At 41.8% G+C, this 17,021-nt stretch carries 13 protein-coding genes; 7 read left to right on the top strand and 6 right to left on the bottom strand.

What is annotated here, in order from left to right:
* Window positions 1-2 precede the first annotated feature (2 nt).
* From P1X15_RS16630 to P1X15_RS16620, 3 genes are all read left to right on the top strand, one after another.
* Window positions 3-773: a helix-turn-helix domain-containing protein gene (locus tag P1X15_RS16630; protein ID WP_310586025.1), complete on the top strand. Its 771-nt coding sequence runs from the start codon at window positions 3-5 to the stop codon at window positions 771-773.
* 73 nt (window positions 774-846) lie between these two features.
* Window positions 847-1,236: a DUF1398 domain-containing protein gene (locus P1X15_RS16625; RefSeq protein ID WP_277339258.1), complete on the top strand. Its 390-nt coding sequence runs from the start codon at window positions 847-849 to the stop codon at window positions 1,234-1,236.
* 172 nt (window positions 1,237-1,408) lie between these two features.
* Window positions 1,409-2,983 (top strand): Na+/H+ antiporter, encoded by a 1,575-nt coding sequence (locus P1X15_RS16620; protein WP_277339257.1) that lies wholly within the window; start codon window positions 1,409-1,411, stop codon window positions 2,981-2,983.
* Between the two features lie 75 nt (window positions 2,984-3,058).
* Here P1X15_RS16620 and epsC read toward each other — a convergent pair whose 3' ends face one another.
* On the bottom strand, window positions 3,059-3,886 hold the full coding sequence (gene epsC, locus P1X15_RS16615) for a serine O-acetyltransferase EpsC (RefSeq protein ID WP_277339256.1): 828 nt from the start codon (window positions 3,884-3,886) through the stop codon (window positions 3,059-3,061).
* Window positions 3,887-4,241: 355 nt separating this feature from the next.
* Between epsC and P1X15_RS16610 the strand changes: the two genes are divergently transcribed.
* The gene (locus tag P1X15_RS16610; protein ID WP_277339255.1) at window positions 4,242-5,189 is read left to right on the top strand and encodes an FAD:protein FMN transferase; all 948 of its coding nucleotides are present in this window, start codon (window positions 4,242-4,244) and stop codon (window positions 5,187-5,189) included.
* Between the two features lie 292 nt (window positions 5,190-5,481).
* Here P1X15_RS16610 and P1X15_RS16605 read toward each other — a convergent pair whose 3' ends face one another.
* The 4 genes from P1X15_RS16605 to P1X15_RS16590 all read right to left on the bottom strand — a co-directional run bounded on the left by P1X15_RS16605 (window position 5,482) and on the right by P1X15_RS16590 (window position 11,763).
* Entirely contained in the window at window positions 5,482-5,673 is a 192-nt protein-coding gene (locus tag P1X15_RS16605; protein WP_028665982.1) for a cold-shock protein, read from the bottom strand.
* A 358-nt stretch (window positions 5,674-6,031) separates the two neighbouring features.
* Window positions 6,032-6,934, bottom strand: coding sequence for a phosphogluconate dehydrogenase (NAD(+)-dependent, decarboxylating) (gene gnd / locus P1X15_RS16600; protein ID WP_277339254.1), 903 nt, complete (start codon window positions 6,932-6,934; stop codon window positions 6,032-6,034).
* Window positions 6,935-7,026: 92 nt separating this feature from the next.
* Window positions 7,027-8,547, bottom strand: a complete 1,521-nt coding sequence (locus P1X15_RS16595; RefSeq protein ID WP_277339253.1) for a SusD/RagB family nutrient-binding outer membrane lipoprotein — start codon at window positions 8,545-8,547, stop codon at window positions 7,027-7,029.
* Window positions 8,548-8,601: 54 nt separating this feature from the next.
* Window positions 8,602-11,763: a SusC/RagA family TonB-linked outer membrane protein gene (locus tag P1X15_RS16590; protein WP_277339252.1), complete on the bottom strand. Its 3,162-nt coding sequence runs from the start codon at window positions 11,761-11,763 to the stop codon at window positions 8,602-8,604.
* A gap of 161 nt (window positions 11,764-11,924) precedes the next feature.
* Between P1X15_RS16590 and P1X15_RS16585 the strand changes: the two genes are divergently transcribed.
* Together P1X15_RS16585 and P1X15_RS16580 are read left to right on the top strand one after the other, a co-directional pair.
* On the top strand, window positions 11,925-12,800 hold the full coding sequence (locus tag P1X15_RS16585; protein WP_277339251.1) for an AraC family transcriptional regulator: 876 nt from the start codon (window positions 11,925-11,927) through the stop codon (window positions 12,798-12,800).
* A 91-nt stretch (window positions 12,801-12,891) separates the two neighbouring features.
* Window positions 12,892-14,409, top strand: a complete 1,518-nt coding sequence (locus tag P1X15_RS16580) for a gluconokinase (RefSeq protein ID WP_277339250.1) — start codon at window positions 12,892-12,894, stop codon at window positions 14,407-14,409.
* Between the two features lie 5 nt (window positions 14,410-14,414).
* On the opposite strand, the gene P1X15_RS16575 is transcribed toward P1X15_RS16580, so the two are convergent.
* The gene (locus P1X15_RS16575) at window positions 14,415-15,521 is read right to left on the bottom strand and encodes a lipopolysaccharide assembly protein LapB (RefSeq protein WP_277339249.1); all 1,107 of its coding nucleotides are present in this window, start codon (window positions 15,519-15,521) and stop codon (window positions 14,415-14,417) included.
* Window positions 15,522-15,755: 234 nt separating this feature from the next.
* Here P1X15_RS16575 and P1X15_RS16570 point away from each other — a divergent pair, with 234 nt between their 5' ends.
* Complete coding sequence (locus tag P1X15_RS16570; protein ID WP_277339248.1) at window positions 15,756-16,994, top strand: pitrilysin family protein; 1,239 nt, start codon at window positions 15,756-15,758, stop codon at window positions 16,992-16,994.
* The last annotated feature ends 27 nt before the right edge of the window (window positions 16,995-17,021 follow it).

Below are 17,021 nucleotides of genomic sequence, written 5' to 3'. Positions count from 1 at the left end.
ACATGGCCATGAGATTCGAGAAAATCATTCCAATCGATACCTTAAAGCCCTTTGTGAAATACTTCATAATTTCGGAAAATCAGACGGAATCCGAATACAAAGTATTTCCTTCTTCGGGGCTTGTGGTAGGATTTCAGTATCGAGGGCAATTATTTACGATTCATAATGAAGTAGAGCACCCATTGGCCTCGGCGGGCGTCACGGGTATCGCCGACAGCTACAAAATATTTAAAAATGCGCCCCATATAGGCACTATTTTAGTCTATTTTACCGAAATCGGATTTACTCATTTTGCGGCTCATCCAGCGCATGAGTTGTTTAATCAGAGTGTTTCGCTTGATTATATCTTTGAGAAACACAAAGTAAACGAAACCGAAGAACGGCTATCTCATGCCTCTTCAGACCAAAAAAGAATTGAGATAATGGAGCAGTTTTTATTGACTCAACTCAAAGATATACAAATCGACAAGCTGATAGTAGAAGCAGTGAGGATGATTTATCACTCCAAAGGCACCATCAAAATCAAAGAACTCAACGAAAAATTGGCCATTAGCCAAAGCCCTTTTGAAAAACGATTTAGAAAGATAGTAGGGACTTCTCCCAAAAAATTTGCGTCTATTGTACGCTTCAATACCGTTTTAGACCAACTGGGTCAAGTTAAGTCTTTGACGGAGATTTGTTATGAAAACAATTTCTTTGACCAAGCGCACTTTATCAAAGATTTTAGACAATACACGGGCGATACCCCAGAGCATTTTAAACGATTTTTGTAGAAAAACGATTTTTTACAATCTTGGCTCTCACCGTCTTGCGAACTTTGTAACCGTAAAACAAAATCTACAAACAATGTTTAGCATAGACCAAATCAAAGAAGCCCACAGCAAAGTAAAATCAGGTGCCGATTTTCCAGCTTATATTCAAGAAATCAAGGCATTGGGCGTCACTTTTTATGAGACGTATGTATCTGATGGTCATACAACCTATTGGGGCATAAACGACTATCAAGCCTCTACTTCTCCAAAGTACGGGCCGCTTACGGTGGCTTCTCAAACCCATCAGGAATCGTTTCAAATTCAACTCAAAGAACATCAGCAAGGCAAAACAGATTACATGACATTTGTGGAAATGTGCGCCCAAACAGGGATTGAAAAATGGGCCGTTTGTATCGAAAAAATGACTTGTACTTACTTTGACCACGCAGACAAAGCGGTATTGATAGAGCAAATTCCAGAATAGGAAATAGGCAAAAAAATGTTTTGCCAAAATCGGGCTGATGTGCTTATTTGTACGTCAGCTCTTTTTATTTATATTTGTCTATAACCCAAAATACTTTGTTTTAGATTTTAGTGATTTGTATTGCGTGAATCCTTTCTTCTTTCTAAAACCAGATTGAACTCTCAAAAAAACTATGATTGAACATTTCCCCTACTTGCTTACAATGATTGTGGCCATTGTAATGCTTATTATGTTGGCCGAAAAAATCAAAGTAGCATACCCTGTTTTATTGGTTGTAGCAGGTCTAGTGATAAGTTTTATTCCCGGCATTCCTGTCTTACATATTGAGCCAGAGCTTATTTTTATCATCTTTTTACCACCTCTTCTCTACGAAGCAGCATGGGCTATTTCGTGGAAAGAGCTTTGGCGATGGAGGCGCATCATTTGCAGCTTTGCTTTTTTAGTAGTGTTTTTCACAGCACTCTGTGTAGCGATAGTTGCCAATTCCTTCATTCCGGGATTTACGCTAGCCTTAGGTTTTTTGTTGGGTGGCATCATTTCTCCACCTGATGCTGTAAGTGCAAGCGCCATTCTGAAATTTGTAAAAGTGCCAAGACGTATGTCTTCTATTTTAGAAGGAGAAAGCTTGCTCAATGATGCTTCATCGTTGATTATCTTTCGTTTTGCACTGATTGCCGTAGCTACTGGGCAATTTGATTTACCACAAGCGACTTTGAGTTTTTTGTGGATGGTGGCGGGCGGTGTAGGTATCGGATTAGCGTTAGGATGGGTGATTATGAAAATGCACCAAATCTTACCTACCAATGCTAATATTGATATTATCATTACCCTTGTTACTCCTTACATTATGTACATTGCGGCCGAAGATGTACATAGTTCAGGAGTACTTTCAGTAGTAAGTGGAGGTCTGTTTTTATCCATAAGAAGGTATGAATTTTTGAGCAGTTCGGCACGATTACGCGGCTACAATGTGTGGGAAAGTCTCGTATTTCTTTTGAATGGGTTGGTATTTTTAATGATTGGGCTAGATTTGCCCGAAATCACCGAAGGACTTAAACAAGAAGGTATTGCGTTTTCGTCGGCCATAGGATATGGTCTACTCATTACTGCCGTCCTTATTATTGTTAGGTTTCTTTCTTCTTTTGGAGCGGTATTTACGAGTATGTTCATGGGGAGATTTATTCAGGTAGCCGACCGTAATCCGGGCTTCAAAGCCCCCATACTTATGAGCTGGACGGGTATGCGCGGTGTGGTATCGCTAGCGGCAGCCTTGTCTATACCTGTACAGTTAGACAATGGGAGTCCTTTTCCCCAACGTAACCTTATTTTGTTTATCACTTTTGTGGTTATCCTTACTACATTGCTTTTACAAGGTCTGACCCTCCCTACCCTTATCAAAAAAATAGGTCTTCCCAACTTCAACGATTATATAGAAGAAGAAGAAGCTCATGGCATTATTCAAAGAGAACTAGTAGAAAATGCGCTGAATCATATCAAAATCAAATACCAAGATTCCGGTAGTCAGCCCTCAGTATGGCGCAGTGTGTTTCAGCAATGGGAAGCAAAAAATCAATCAGAAGATATTCAGGAACTAACGTCTAAAACCAAGGTATTGCACCTAGAAATTTTGAATCTCCAAAGAGAATGGCTTCTCAAAACCAATAAAATGGACGATCGATTTGATGAAGAAATCATCAAAAAGCACCTTCATCAGCTTGATATCATGGAAGAAAAACTAAAGTTCTAAGGCTTACTTTTTTAATGAACCTCAGCCTCTATAGCGATAAGTCATGCCTGCTGCTATTCATGGCATGGCTCATCGCTAATTGGAGGTATGCCTTATCTTAACATCACTTTTGTGATACACCTGCGAAAAAGGCGGTACACTTGCAGTTAGCCAAGCATTACCTCCAATAATAGAATTACTACCTATCACCGTCTTTCCCCCCAAAATCGTCGCATTGGCATAAATCACCACATTGTCTTCGATGGTAGGGTGGCGTTTGGTTTCGGCCAACGACTTAGAAACGCTCAAAGCTCCTAAAGTCACTCCTTGGTAGATTTTGACATTGCAGCCGATATCGGTAGTTTCCCCAATCACCACTCCCGTACCATGATCAATAAAAAATGACTTACCTATATTGGCTTTAGGGTGAATATCAATGCCCGTTAAACCATGAGCATACTCAGTAAGCATGCGGGGCAGCAAAGGTATCTCCAAATCTACAAGTGCATGTGCCATCCGATAGACTGCAATTGCATAGAAACCTGGATATACCGCAATCACTTCTTCTATTCCTACCGAAGCAGGGTCATTGTCTGTAATAGCCTGTGCATCAAGAAGCAAGTTTTCGTAGATAGAGGGTACCTGCGCTAAAAACTGAGCCGCCGTTTCGTTCTTTTCATGCGGTAGTTTTTTTCCTAATGGTTCCAACAAACAAACCAAACGATTTTGAAGATGCGTGTAAGCATCTGCTACATTGCGAGACAAATGTCCACAATCTTGCGTGATTGGGAACAAAAAGCCCATCATTTCCTCGACAAACTTGCCTACGTTGGCACGCGAAGGCAAAAAATACTGATATTGAGCATTTTGGCTAGAAAGTCGCTCAAAAAAAGCAGCCGTTTTATCTTGTGTGGTCAATGTCATGGCACAGATGGATTGATAAAAAATAAGCCCTTCCGACAGGAAAGGGCAGCTGGATTTTCGATTAGAAATACATAAAAATACCTATCACCCTTACAAAACAAGGCAACAGCAACAACAACCTACCGCAAAAATACAATACAAGAATGTCATGAGACGGGTTTTATATCTGTTCTACCAAAAACCGTGCAAAAAGGTTCATTTCACAAAAAAAAGTTATTATTAATTTGCAAAAAAACGCAGAAGAACCCCTAAAATTCCTTCAAATTGCACCTTCAAAGAATAAATACTCATTTCATTTCAAACAATTATGTATTTAATTAATGGTATAAAGAGCAGGAGTCTTTTTTTTTGTTTAATGTTATTTCCTTTTTTACTACATGCCCAATCGCGCTACGCCTATACTAAAACAGCGATGGGTTCTAAGTTTAATCTCATCTTTTATGCCCCTAGCGATTCAATTGCCCAAATCGCGGCGGATAGTGTTTTTAAACAAATAGACTATCTCAATACTATTTTAAGCGATTACCTAGATGGTAGTGAGACCAATCGATTGTCGGCAACTGCTGGCACCAACCAATGGTTTAAAGCAAGTCCTATCCTTTTTGAAGTAGTTAACCAATCCCTCCGATTGAGTAAACAAACCAACGGGGCCTTTGATGCTACCATAGGACCGGTGATTCAGCTTTGGAGAAGAGCGATAAGACGGGGTTTATTTCCTGATTCAGCCGAAATAAAGGCCACTCAAAAACTCGTAGGTTATCAAAAGGTAAAATTAAGGCCGCATTCTAAAGAGATATTATTGAAACAAAAAGGGATGAGGCTTGATTTTGGGGGTATTGGAAAGGGCTATGCTGCCGACCGTGCTCTTTTGGTATTGCGCCACTATGGCATCACCAAAGCCTTCTTAGATGCAGGAGGAGACCTCACCCTCGGCGATGCCCCGCCCGACAAAGAAGGATGGAGTATCGAAATAAATACCGGTGGCGCTGATACAACCTATCGAAAAATCATGTTTTTACACAACTGTGGCATTGCCACTTCTGGGCAAACTTATCGCTATCTTGAGCATAATGGCATTAAATATTCACACATCGTAAATCCTAAAACGGGCATTGGTTTAATCAATCATACCCGTACCACCGTGATCGCTCCCAATGGTACTGATGCCGACGCATTAGCGACTGCTTTCAGCGTACTTGGTGTAGTAGAAAGTGCTAAAGTGGTAAAAAAACTAAAAGATGTTCAAGTATGGCTTTTAGAACAGAATGGCACCTCATGGAAAACGTCAGCTTTTGAGCAGTAGTGCCAAACACCCACCATGCCTTGAACCTGTTCAAAGAATGTCGTAGCTACTTAGCAATAGGCTCCCGTAGGCCGTAAGACATAAGCTTTTTATTAAAAAGGTTTTGCCTCCTTGGCTGTGATTGTCTAAAAACACCGCACAAAATGCCTACTGCTTAAAGCTTACCGCCTAAGGGTAGCCAAAAAAGCAAAGGGCAAACGATTTGAATCGTTTGCCCTTGTTTACACCGTCACTTTTGACACAAAATATATGCCTTACGTCGACGTGAAATGTCTTTCGAGTTGTTTGCTCGTTACGCGCGTTTCACTTTGGTTGCATTCAAGCCTTTTTTGCCTTGAGCTGTCTCGAATGTAACTACGTCACCTTCGCGAACATTATCAACTAGACCTGATACGTGTACAAAAATGTCTTCGCCTGTGTTACTGTCTACAATAAAACCAAATCCTTTTGTTTCATTGAAGAACTTTACTGTTCCTGTGTTCATTGAAAAAATAAAATATTGATAAAAAATGGCAAATTGCCACAGTAAAAGTACGACTTATTACTTAAAAATGATTCTATTTCATAAATTTTTCTTTAAACTCTGATTCTGCATAATCGTGTAAATTATACATTATTCAAAGAGCTAAATTATTCAAATTTTTGATTTCCCAAAATCAACCACCTGAATTTCAAACACTTAAACCTATTGAAATAACAAAAAAATGGCATTATTGCTCTTCTAATTTAGTACTTATTTGAGTTTATGATTTTTTCAAAATAATTATTTTTTTTTCAGTCATTTATAAATAAAAAATCCCACAAACAAATTTGTGGGATTTCAAAACCTATAGTATACCGATTTAGGAGACCGCTTTCTCTACCGCATGTCCTCCAAATTCATTTCTTAAAGCTGCCACTACTTTTCCCGTAAAAGTATCATCTTGTTGAGAACGATAACGCATCAATAATGATAGTGCAATTACGGGGGTAGGAATACCCATGTCAAGGGCTGTTTCGAGGGTCCATTTGCCTTCGCCTGACGAATGCATTACACCTTTAATCGCTTCTAGTTTAGGGTCTTTAGAAAAGGCGCTTTCAGTTAGTTCCATCAACCAGCTCCTTACAACCGACCCATGATTAAACACCCGCGCGACTTGCTGTAAATCAAGCCCGTAAGGAGACTTTTCCATTACTTCGAAGCCTTCAGCGATAGCTTGCATCATGCCATATTCTATGCCATTATGTACCATTTTCACGAAATGCCCGCTGCCAGAGCCACCAGCGTATAAATATCCGTTTTCGACCGAAATATCACGGAATACAGATTCGCAGTAGTTAAATGCTTCTGCCTCACCCCCAATCATCGTGCAAGCTCCATACAGCGCTCCTTCTACGCCACCGCTCGTTCCGCAATCGAGATAGTCAATACCTTTAGATTTGAGGTATTTGCCACGACGCACCGAATCGTTGAAGTTAGAGTTTCCACCATCAATGATAATATCATGCTGCTGCAAATGAGGTATTAAAGCCTCTATGCAATCATCAACGGGCTTGCCAGCGGGTACCATAAGCCAAACGACCTTTCGACCTTCTAGCTGCAGACATAGCTCCTCCAAACTATAAGCAGGTGACACGCCTTCGAGCGAAATATTTTTGATATTGTCGGTAGCAACATCATATGCTACTACTTCATAACCGTGGCGATGTAGGTTAAGTGCCAAATTGTAGCCCATTTTACCAAGGCCTACGAATCCAATTTGCATTTTAGTGTGTATGGTTGGTGTTTGATATTGAGTACTGAATCTTTACACAAAGGTAACGTTCAATACTCAATACTTTTGACTCCTAGCTAAATTTACTTATCCCACCAGACTTTAGTATCCAAATCATCAGCCCCTTGACGACCGATTGCTTCTTTTACGTTGGTGCTGTTGACCGAAATCTCAGAGTTAGGATAAGTCAAGCGGCGAATGAAATCGCCCTTGATTCCTTTGCCTGGAAAGGGATTAGGTGTCAACTTAGGGAAACCTGTTCTTCTAAAATTAGCAAATGCTTCTGGCCCATTCAAGAAAGAAGCAATCCAGTATTGGGTGTTGATTTGCTCCAATGCCGTAGCAGCCACCAACGGATTTGCGGCAAGGTAAGTATCAATCGCAGCCGTAGGCACGGTGGAGTTTACGTCATAAGAAGCGAGCTGCTCCATGTGAGCCCTTACACCTTTGTTATAAAAATCGGCCACGGCACCAGTAGTCCAGCCTCTTTGCGCAGCCTCAGCTAGCAAAAGTTGGGTTTGAGAATACGTCACCAAAAACATAGGCGCGGTATTTTTTCCCATGCGAGTGCGGTCTAACTGAGAATAATCATAAAAACTTGCCAACTTAGCTGCTGCCGCTACAGGAGCGATAGAGTTGTTGTCGTACCCAAAGGGCATCCCAATTTGTATAGCAGGGTCTTTGGAGCCGCGCGCAGCCACTTGCTCTGAACCAGAAGCCGCTCCCACATAGCGTAGGGCTATAGCTGTAAGGCGGGGGTCATTGGTTTTCTTCAAATAATCCACAAAAGGTGCGGCTAAATAGAAGTTGTTTGCCTCGGTTGAGTTCAACATCTGCCCTGGGCCATTGACATAGTTAGGGTCGTGTTTGATAGAGGCGTTGTCAGCATTGGAAGCCATTACTCCACCCTGTACCGCTCTTTGTACAATGGACTGAGCTTGCGCAGCATCTACTTTACTCAACCGCATCCCTGCTCTGAGTAGCAGCGAATAGCCCAATCTTTTCCACTTAGTGACGTCACCTGCATAAAGTATATCGGCGGTTTCAATCGTTTTGGAGGCGTCCAATACCGCTGATGCTTCGGTCAATTCTTTGATAATATCTGTGTAGATAGCCTGCTGCGTATCGTATTTGGGAAGTACGATTTGGTCTGTAAAACCTTTACCCGCTTGCAAGTACGGAATATCTCCGTAGGTATCCGTTAGTATCATAAAGGCGTAAGCTTGGGTGATACGAGCCATGCTCAACAAATTGGTACGCGCAGGATTAGCCTTAGCCAATAGAATGGCATCTTCAGTATTTCTAACTACGCTACGATAATAGCGCTGCCAAGTTTGCTGAGTAGCTTCACGGTTATCTTGGTTGAAATTGGCTCCCAACAAAACCCCAGAGTTTGGAGATACCATCTGCTGCACAACCCCCATTTCGTACTGAACAATACCCGCCGGAAAAGAAGCATTGATAAGGGCATTGTTGAGAATAAAGGCTGGATCAACCGCCGTGGCGGCTGTTTTGTTGACATTAAGCTCGTCAAACCCTTTGTCACAGCTCGCCATTCCGAGCATTGCTGTGACTACTAATGTATATTTAAGAATTTTTTTCATGTGTTTTTTCTTTTAAGAATGTCAATCATTTACCATTCATTTCTTTTTCATTCACTAAAATTTGACATTCAAGTTAAAGCCCATACTGCGCGTGGTAGGCAAACCAGTAGATTCCATACCTACGAGGTTGTCAGAAGAGTACCCAAAAGATTCGGGGTCGATATTGTCAACCCATTTTTTCAGCATCAAAACATTGTTGGCTACAAAGCTCAATTTCAAACCTTTAACGGGAGATTTAGCTGGCAAAAATCTACCAAAATCATAGCCTGCCGTAATCTGACGAAGCTTCCAATAGCCGCCGTCATAAATAACAGGCTCTACCAAGGCCAACGAGCGTACTACTTCCCAATAAGGTTGTACATTGGCTTTCACGGTATTAGGCTCACCACGCTCGTTTACACCTTCACCCACGATTCCGCCCGCATCGCGACCCGGCAAAGTCATTTTGTGAAGGCCATGTCTTACTAGGTTGAAGTTGGTTCCTGAAAGCATTTTGTTACCTAGTTTGAAATCAATCAAGAACGATAGATTCACTCCTTTGTAGTTGAAGGCATTGTTGATACCACCTATCCATTTAGGAAGAGCACTACCAAAAGAAATCAAATCAGTAGTACGCAGTGGAATCCCATTGCCTCCATATACAATACGCCCTTGGGCATCTCTACGATAGCCAAATCCGTAGATTTGTCCCATTTCTTGGCCTACGACTTGGCGGAGCTCCCCATTGAATACGTGAGTTCCGACGGTGATTCTCTCGCCCGGAGTATCCGTAATCAAGCTGATTACCTTGGTCTTGTTGTAAGATGCATTGAATGTTAAATCCCACTGAAAATCAGGCGATTTGATAGGTACTAGATTCAATAACATTTCAAAACCACGGTTTTGGCTTTTACCACTATTGATAAGCGTAGTTACAAAGCCCGACGCATCGGAAATTTGGGCCGAAACGATTTGGTCGGTCGTGATTTTGTTATAAACCGCCGCATCAAGTGATACTCTGTTGTTAAACAATTTCAACTCCAAGCCCAGCTCTGTTTCTTCGGTACGCATTGGTCTCAAGCCAGCATTTGGTACAGTTGTTCCTTGCGAACCACCCACGGGCTGTCCGCCAAAAAGGTTGGCATTGATACCATAAAACAAGTTGTTGGAATAAGGAGAAACGTCAGTATCGCTACCCACTTGCGCATAAGCGGCACGGATTTTACCGAAGCTCAACCAGCTAGGCATGGCATCAAATGCTTGCGAAAACACAAAACTTCCCGATACTGAAGGATACAAGATGCTTCTGTTTTCAGGAGAGAGGGTCGAAAACCAGTCGTTGCGGGCAGTAGCATTTAAGAATAAAAAGTTTTTGTAAGAAAACTCTGCTGAACCATACACTGAGTTTACGGCTCTTTCTGACAAGCCATAGATAGGGTCTTTGACGCGACCATTCATGACAGTATAAAGTCCTCTTACCACAAAGTCTTGTACCAATACGCTATTTAAATCCGAACGGCGGTACATTTGATTGCCCCCGATATTGAAATCTAAGCCAAAATCTCCGAATTTCTGCGTGCCTGAAATCAAGATGTCGGCGTTGGTTTCTCTAAATCTACGCGATTCTTGGGTATAAGTTCCGTTGACAAAACCTGCTGGTGCAGCCGCCAAAGAAGCGTGGCCTGTAGGGAAGTTGTTGAAATCTTGGTCACGAGACCAGTAGTCTTGCCCTACCCTAGCTTGCACAAACAACCAAGGTAAGAGATTGTATTTGACCGAAATGTTACCAAAGATACGGTCGCGACGAATATTCTGAAACTGCTCCGCCAATACCCAATAAGGATTGGTACGGTTTCTGAACCTTGAATAAACAAACTCATTTCCAGCTGCATCGTATTTTTTAGCATCTAGCAAATCCAATGGCATAGAGTTGGCCAGATTGTAGATAGCCGTTGGGATAGAGTTATCTTGGTTGGCGATGTTTGGTGGGTTTTTGTTATACTCATTAGAGTAGTTGACATTGCCCGAAAAGCTCAATTTTTTAGATAAATCATACGCAAAGCCTAAGTTGATAGTTTTACGGTTAAAGCTATTGTTTGAAACAATACCTTTGCTATCTAAATTTGAGAAAGAAAGATTGAACCCCCCTTTGTCACTAGCAGATGACAAACTTACCGTATTGGTAAAATTGGAGCCGTTTCTAAAAAACTTGCGAATACGATTATAAACAGGCTCATACGGCACCGTAACACCGTCAAAAAGCACTTGAGTCATGCCTGGCTGAAACTTCTCTCCAAATGACCATTGCCCTGAGGTAGGATTGGCGGTTGTAGGTCTGACGCCGTTTTCACCTTGGCCATATTCATACTGAAAATCAGTAAAATCCAAAGGCGTTTCGTTGGTATAATTACTATTAAAAGTCACGCCAATCCCACGGCCTGTGCCTTTGGTTTTGGTCGTAATCATCAATACCCCGTCTTTGGCACGTGAGCCATACAAAGCCGCCGCTGTAGCGCCTTTCAAGACTGTCATGCTCTCAATGTCGTCAGGATTGATACTTGAAAGACCATCTCCTCCGTCTGAGGTATTTCCGCCTCCTCTCACAGCGATTGAGTTATCAGCACCCGCATTATTGGGGTTGGTTCCAAAGTTGGTATTATCAATGGGCACCCCGTTGATTACAATGAGTGGATTGTTTTGCCCCGAAATAGAAGACTGTCCCCTAATCCTAATTTTAGACGTACCAGCCGGCCCTGTTCCCAAACCAGAAATATTGACCCCTGCTATTTTTCCTTGCAAGGTATTCATAAAATTGGGGGTACGGTTTTCGGTAAGAGCGTCGGCATTGATAGTAGTGGTAGCGTATCCAAGCTTTTTAGATTCTTTTTTAATCCCTAGCGCCGTTACGACTACTTCCTGCAAGGCTTCGCTTGTTTCGGCCAAAGCAATGTCGATACGAGTCTGATTTCCTACAGCCACTTCCTTGGTGCCATATCCTATAAAACTAAATACTAATGTGGATCCAGCAGGGGCATTGATAGAGTAGTTTCCAGTTCCGTCGGTAGATGTACCCGTATTAGTTCCTTTTACAACTACCGAGACACCTGCTAAAGCCGATTTGTCATTATCATTGGTGACAGTTCCGCTGATGCGGCTCTGCGCCCAAAGAGTGCTTTGAATTGCCAAAAAGACCATCATGAGTAGGGTAGCTCTTGGCAAGAATAAACGTTTTTTCATCTTTAAATGATTAGTTATGATAAGGATGATAAGATAATTGGGTTTTAACAAGTGCAAAAAAAACACAATATTGTTCTAAAAACTTCTAGGAATAGACGATGTAGAATTTTGCAATATTTTTATATTTTCTTAAAAAAATTTAATAACCTAATTTGCCTTCCATGAGTCCTTTTGTGCAACAGCTTACGTCTTTGGCCGAATTCACGCACATCAAGGAATTGATACGTCTCAAAAACCCTATTGTGAAGCTGCAAGAGTGGCCTATTCGTGCGCAAGCAGGCATCAAGATTTTGTGTGTGCTTGAAGGGAAATTTGAATGGATTATCGAAAACAAACTCCATTTTTTATATCCAAACGATGTGGTAGTACTGTGCCCCGGCCAATCGCTCGGTAGCCCTTCGGCTACTTTGGAGATTGGCAGTCTTGCTTGGATTACCCTTCAGCCCGAAAGTTTTGAGCTTCACAAAGAGCTGGCATTGGGGAAGTGGTCCGCTATCAACGACAACGACCAAAAACTCTTGGGGAGGTTGTTGGTATCTCATTCGCCCGTGGTACTCAACAATCTCAAACAACCCTACGAATTGCTCCAACGTATTGAAAACGAAATCAAACAAACAGAATTTGCGTATCAAGTACGCGTCAATCAGTTGATTGACGAGCTTATCGTCACTATCGTTCGTCAGCTAAGTCAGCAGCAAAACCAACGTAGAGATTTTCCTCAGGCTTTTGCACAGCTCGAACAAATGCTCCGCGATAGCCTCGACCACCCTTGGACGGTAGAGGAAATGGCCACCGTGGTGGGACTAGGAAGTACGGCTTTTACTGAAAAAGTAAAAGCTTTTTCGGGTTTTTCACCCCTCAATTATTTAATCAATATCCGAATCGCCGAAGCAATGAAGCAGCTTCGTCAAAGTCAAAAAAGCCTCACCGACATTGCCCTTGATACGGGATTTTATTCTTCCCAACATTTTTCTACTACCTTTAAAAAACTGACCGGCTATACGCCAGGGCAATTTAGAAAACGAGGTCAAGAGTAAAAGAATACGGAAATAATAGACCTAAGGTAGAATATACGTTAAAATTACTTATTATGTTTTCGAACCGGCGACCCGGTCACTCATTCAGCGAATGGATTGCATTGTAACTCTCGACATCGGTACTACCAAAGTCAAAGCTTCGGCCTTTGACATGTCGGCCAATCTTATCGGATGGCGCCAAGGCACTTATCCGACTTTTCATCCACAGCCCGATTATAGCGAACAAGACGCTGAGCAGATTTTCTTGACGGTATTGTATGCTCTCAAAAGTTTACTTAATGATGAATTAGGAAAAAAATACCACCCTTCAGCCCTGATATTTGGGGCTTCTATGCACAGTGTGCTTCCCATCGATAAGCAGGGAGTCCCGCTCCGAAATGCCGTTATTTGGGCCGACAATCGCGGGCGCAACGAAGCCAATGCCCTTAAAGAAGCTCCTGAAGGAAAACTTATTTATGAAGCTACGGGGACGCCCTTACACCCTATGTCTCCTTTGGCCAAAATATGCTGGTTTCACAATCATACTCCTCCCACTTGGTTTGAGAAAGTTTATAAATTTATTTCTATAAAGGAATACGTCATTTATCAACTTACTGGCCAACTAGTGATTGACCATAGTATCGCTTCTTCGACAGGTTTGTTTAATATTCATACGCTTACGTGGGAAAAACTAGCCCTTGATTTTGCAGGAATCAAACCTCAGCAGCTATCAGAACTAGTTCCTATTGATTTTGGCGAACTAAAACTCAAAAAAGAATATGTCAGGCTTTTCAGGCTCACAAGTGCTACAAAAGTGATTGTAGGGGCGAGTGACGGCTGCTTGGCTACGCTGGGCGCAGGGGTAGTAACGGAAGGCGACGCCACCATCACCATCGGCTCAAGTGGCGCGATGCGCGTAGCAGGAAGCCAAGTAATCCAAGATTCTCAACAACGCTTCTTTAATTATTTGCTTACCAAAGGAAAGTACATTTCTGGAGGCCCTACCAACAACGGCGGTGTGGTATTTGAGTGGTTTGTGCAGCAGTTTGGAGCGTCGGGGATTCACTTAGATATGGACTACACTATCAAGCAGCTTTTGATGGAAGCCGAACGAGTACCAGCAGGTGCGGGAGGTCTTTTGTTCTTGCCTTATCTACTCGGGGAGCGTGCGCCTCTTTGGAACGCCAATGCGCGCGGTGCTTATATTGGTACAAATATCACTCACGAACGGCGTCATTTTATCCGGGCTACGGTAGAAGGAATCATCTATGAAATTTATAGTATTGGAAAACTTCTACAGCAGTATCGCTCTATCCAAAATCTTTATATAAACGGAGCATACGCCACTTTACCTTTGTTTGCGCAAGTGCTTTCGGATGTATTTGGAAAAACGGTGTATATCAACGATAAACATGATAGTGCAAGTGCAGGCGCAGCACTGCTAGGTTTGACTCATTTGGGTATTTTCAAGGATTTGGAAGATGCTGCTCGCACCATTCGCTCAGTCGAAACCTATCAGCCTAATCCTACGCATCATGAACGTTATGGTCGCTTTACTGAGATTTTTGAAAGATTGAGTTATAAACTGAGCGAGGATTTTGACGCTTTGGTAGCTCTTCAAACTCCTTAAACCATTTACTTTAAATACGTTTTTATTTCTTTCATCAGCCCTTTGTACTCGGCTAATTCTTCTGCTTTTTTATAATAGGCAATTGCTTTTCGGCGGTCGCCCGAGCGAGCTGCTATACGCCCCAGCCCTAAGTATGAAAAAGCATGATACTCTTTAGTATATTCACTATCAAAAGGTTGTCGTAGAGCCGCCATATAAGCTTTGGTAGCTTCAGCCTCGTTTTTAAGGTGTTTTTCTTGTAAAAGTCCCTCAAAAGTATGCCATGCAATCGGGAAAAAGTGAGTATTATACTTTTTGAAACGCTCCAACAAATCCTCCGCTTGTTCATACTTACTCAAAAGCAATAGCGACTCTATTTGTTTCATCAAAAAAATGGGGTTTTTAGGATATTTATGGGTCAAAGAAGTCAAATATTGATTGGCTTTATCATAACGAAGTTCATGTTTTAACAAAATTCGGGCGAGATAATAGGCCGATTCAGTTCGGGTAAACATCCCTTTACGAGCTGCCACATCCATTTGTCGAAGCCCTTCTTCTTTATTTCCGTCTTTAAAAAAAAGCACCAAAGGTTTCACAATGGGATGGTCTTCTGGATAACGTATCACATAATAATTATAAAGACCTGAAGAAAAATAAAACTCAGGATTGCGTTCCATATACTTAAAGCCTTCCATCACATAGTTATAAGCTTTTTTGCCTTCGGCGGCGGCTTTCATTTTATCATCGTTGTAGTTGTGTACCAAAGCGATATAGCCATGCCCTGCCATCGAAAAAAAAGCTGCTTCGGGGCGTGTTTTCTCATCTTTTTCAAGCGTTTTGGCTTTATTGATACAATCTTGAAGAAGCGCCAAATACTGCGCACTCATGGTTTTGTTATCTTTTACGGGCAAGTATTGCCACTGTAGCTGAAGTGCTTTCAAGAGGGAATTAAGAGGATGATTAGGATATTTAGCCTTGATTTGTTTCATCAAAGGCTCGGCTTCTCCAAACTCAAAATCATAAATATGGTCAATCGCCTTTAGGACTAGTTCTTGCGTATGCGCATCATATAAGACTTGGGCTTTTGAAATAAATGATGTACACAACAAAACAAATAACAAAAATTTTCTCATGGATTCAGGCTGTCAATACTGGTAATCTAAAAAAGTAAATAGACTGTATTTTTCAATTTTTTGGGCATTCAGGTTGAAACCTTTAGCTTTGTTCTTAACGTTAAAAAAACAGTAAAGAGTTTAATAAATAGTTTTTTTTTACAATCCTAACAATGACTTATCTCCGTAATCAAAATCAATTTTGAGGTATTTTCACTCTTTTTGCTTGAGATTCAAATTCACTGACCAACCTATATGATTCATTACGAGCACTTTATTCTTGACAACGGCCTAGAAGTATATGTTCATGAAGACCACTCCACCGCGATGGCAGCCGTCAATATTTTGTACAATGTAGGCTCTCGTGACGAAGAAGAAAACCGAACCGGATTTGCCCATCTTTTCGAACACCTTATGTTTGGGGGTTCAAAACACATTCCTTCTTACGATGAACCCCTTCAAAAAGTAGGCGGAGAAAACAACGCCTTCACATCTCCTGACATTACCAATTATTATATTACCCTTCCATCTGTCAATCTCGAAACGGCTTTTTGGCTGGAGTCAGACCGAATGTTAAGTCTTTCTTTTGATCCCAAAGTGCTTGAAGTACAGCAAAAAGTAGTAGTTGAAGAGTTTAAGCAACGCTACCTTAATCAGCCTTACGGCGACGTGTGGTTGAAATTGCGTCCCTTGGCCTATACCACGCACCCGTACCGCTGGGCTACTATCGGCAAAGAAATTAGCCATATCGAAGAAGCTACTCTGGAAGATGTCAAGCACTTTTTTTATAAATATTATCTCCCAAACAATGCCATTTTGGTGGTGGCAGGTGATGTGACGGTGCCGCAAGTCAAAGCCCTTGCCGAAAAATGGTTTGGTAGCATCCCGGCAGGGCCTAAATATGTAAGAAATTTACCCCAAGAACCGCTTCAAACCGCTTCCCGATTTTTGGAAACGGAGGCCAAAGTACCCCTCAATGCACTCTATAAAGCCTATCATATGCCAGGCCGATTTGAGGATAATTATTATACTGCCGATCTTATGTGTGATATTTTGGGACGAGGAAAATCGGCGCGTTTGTATCAAAAACTTCTGAAAGAGCGTAAGCTTTTTGCCAATATCAATGCTTACAATACCGCCTCTATCGACCCAGGACTAATAGTAATACAAGGAAATCTCAATGCGAATGTTTCGCTTGAAGAAGCCGATGCGGCGGTTAAAGAAATATTGCAAGAGCTAGTAGAAACCAAACTTGCTGAAGAAGAACTCTCAAAAGTAAAAAACCAAGCCGAATCTACCTTGGCTTTCTCTGAGGTCGAACTCCTCAATAGAGCTATGAATCTAGCCTATGCCGCAAATGCCGGAAACCCCGAACTTGTCAACTACGAAGCAGAGAAGATTCAGGCAATTCAAGTGGAAGGCATCCAACAGCAGGCACAAAATATCTTAAAAGAGACCAACTGCTCAACGATGTACTACCGGGCTTTGGCCTAGCCAAAGCCATATAAATAATAGTAACCC

This window comes from Runella sp. MFBS21 (genome assembly GCF_029433105.1).
GTDB lineage: Bacteria > Bacteroidota > Bacteroidia > Cytophagales > Spirosomataceae > Runella.
Note: the sequence above shows the minus strand (reverse complement) of the source record. Positions and strands in the feature narration are given on the sequence as shown.

Coding starts and splice junctions, on each gene's coding strand:
- P1X15_RS16630 (WP_310586025.1), top strand. CDS start 3: ATGGCCATGAGATTCGAGAAAATCATTCCAATCGATACCTTAAAGCCC.
- P1X15_RS16625 (WP_277339258.1), top strand. CDS start 847: ATGTTTAGCATAGACCAAATCAAAGAAGCCCACAGCAAAGTAAAATCA.
- P1X15_RS16620 (WP_277339257.1), top strand. CDS start 1,409: ATGATTGAACATTTCCCCTACTTGCTTACAATGATTGTGGCCATTGTA.
- epsC (WP_277339256.1), bottom strand. CDS start 3,886: ATGACATTGACCACACAAGATAAAACGGCTGCTTTTTTTGAGCGACTT.
- P1X15_RS16610 (WP_277339255.1), top strand. CDS start 4,242: ATGTTATTTCCTTTTTTACTACATGCCCAATCGCGCTACGCCTATACT.
- P1X15_RS16605 (WP_028665982.1), bottom strand. CDS start 5,673: ATGAACACAGGAACAGTAAAGTTCTTCAATGAAACAAAAGGATTTGGT.
- gnd (WP_277339254.1), bottom strand. CDS start 6,934: ATGCAAATTGGATTCGTAGGCCTTGGTAAAATGGGCTACAATTTGGCA.
- P1X15_RS16595 (WP_277339253.1), bottom strand. CDS start 8,547: ATGAAAAAAATTCTTAAATATACATTAGTAGTCACAGCAATGCTCGGA.
- P1X15_RS16590 (WP_277339252.1), bottom strand. CDS start 11,763: ATGAAAAAACGTTTATTCTTGCCAAGAGCTACCCTACTCATGATGGTC.
- P1X15_RS16585 (WP_277339251.1), top strand. CDS start 11,925: ATGAGTCCTTTTGTGCAACAGCTTACGTCTTTGGCCGAATTCACGCAC.
- P1X15_RS16580 (WP_277339250.1), top strand. CDS start 12,892: ATGGATTGCATTGTAACTCTCGACATCGGTACTACCAAAGTCAAAGCT.
- P1X15_RS16575 (WP_277339249.1), bottom strand. CDS start 15,521: ATGAGAAAATTTTTGTTATTTGTTTTGTTGTGTACATCATTTATTTCA.
- P1X15_RS16570 (WP_277339248.1), top strand. CDS start 15,756: ATGATTCATTACGAGCACTTTATTCTTGACAACGGCCTAGAAGTATAT.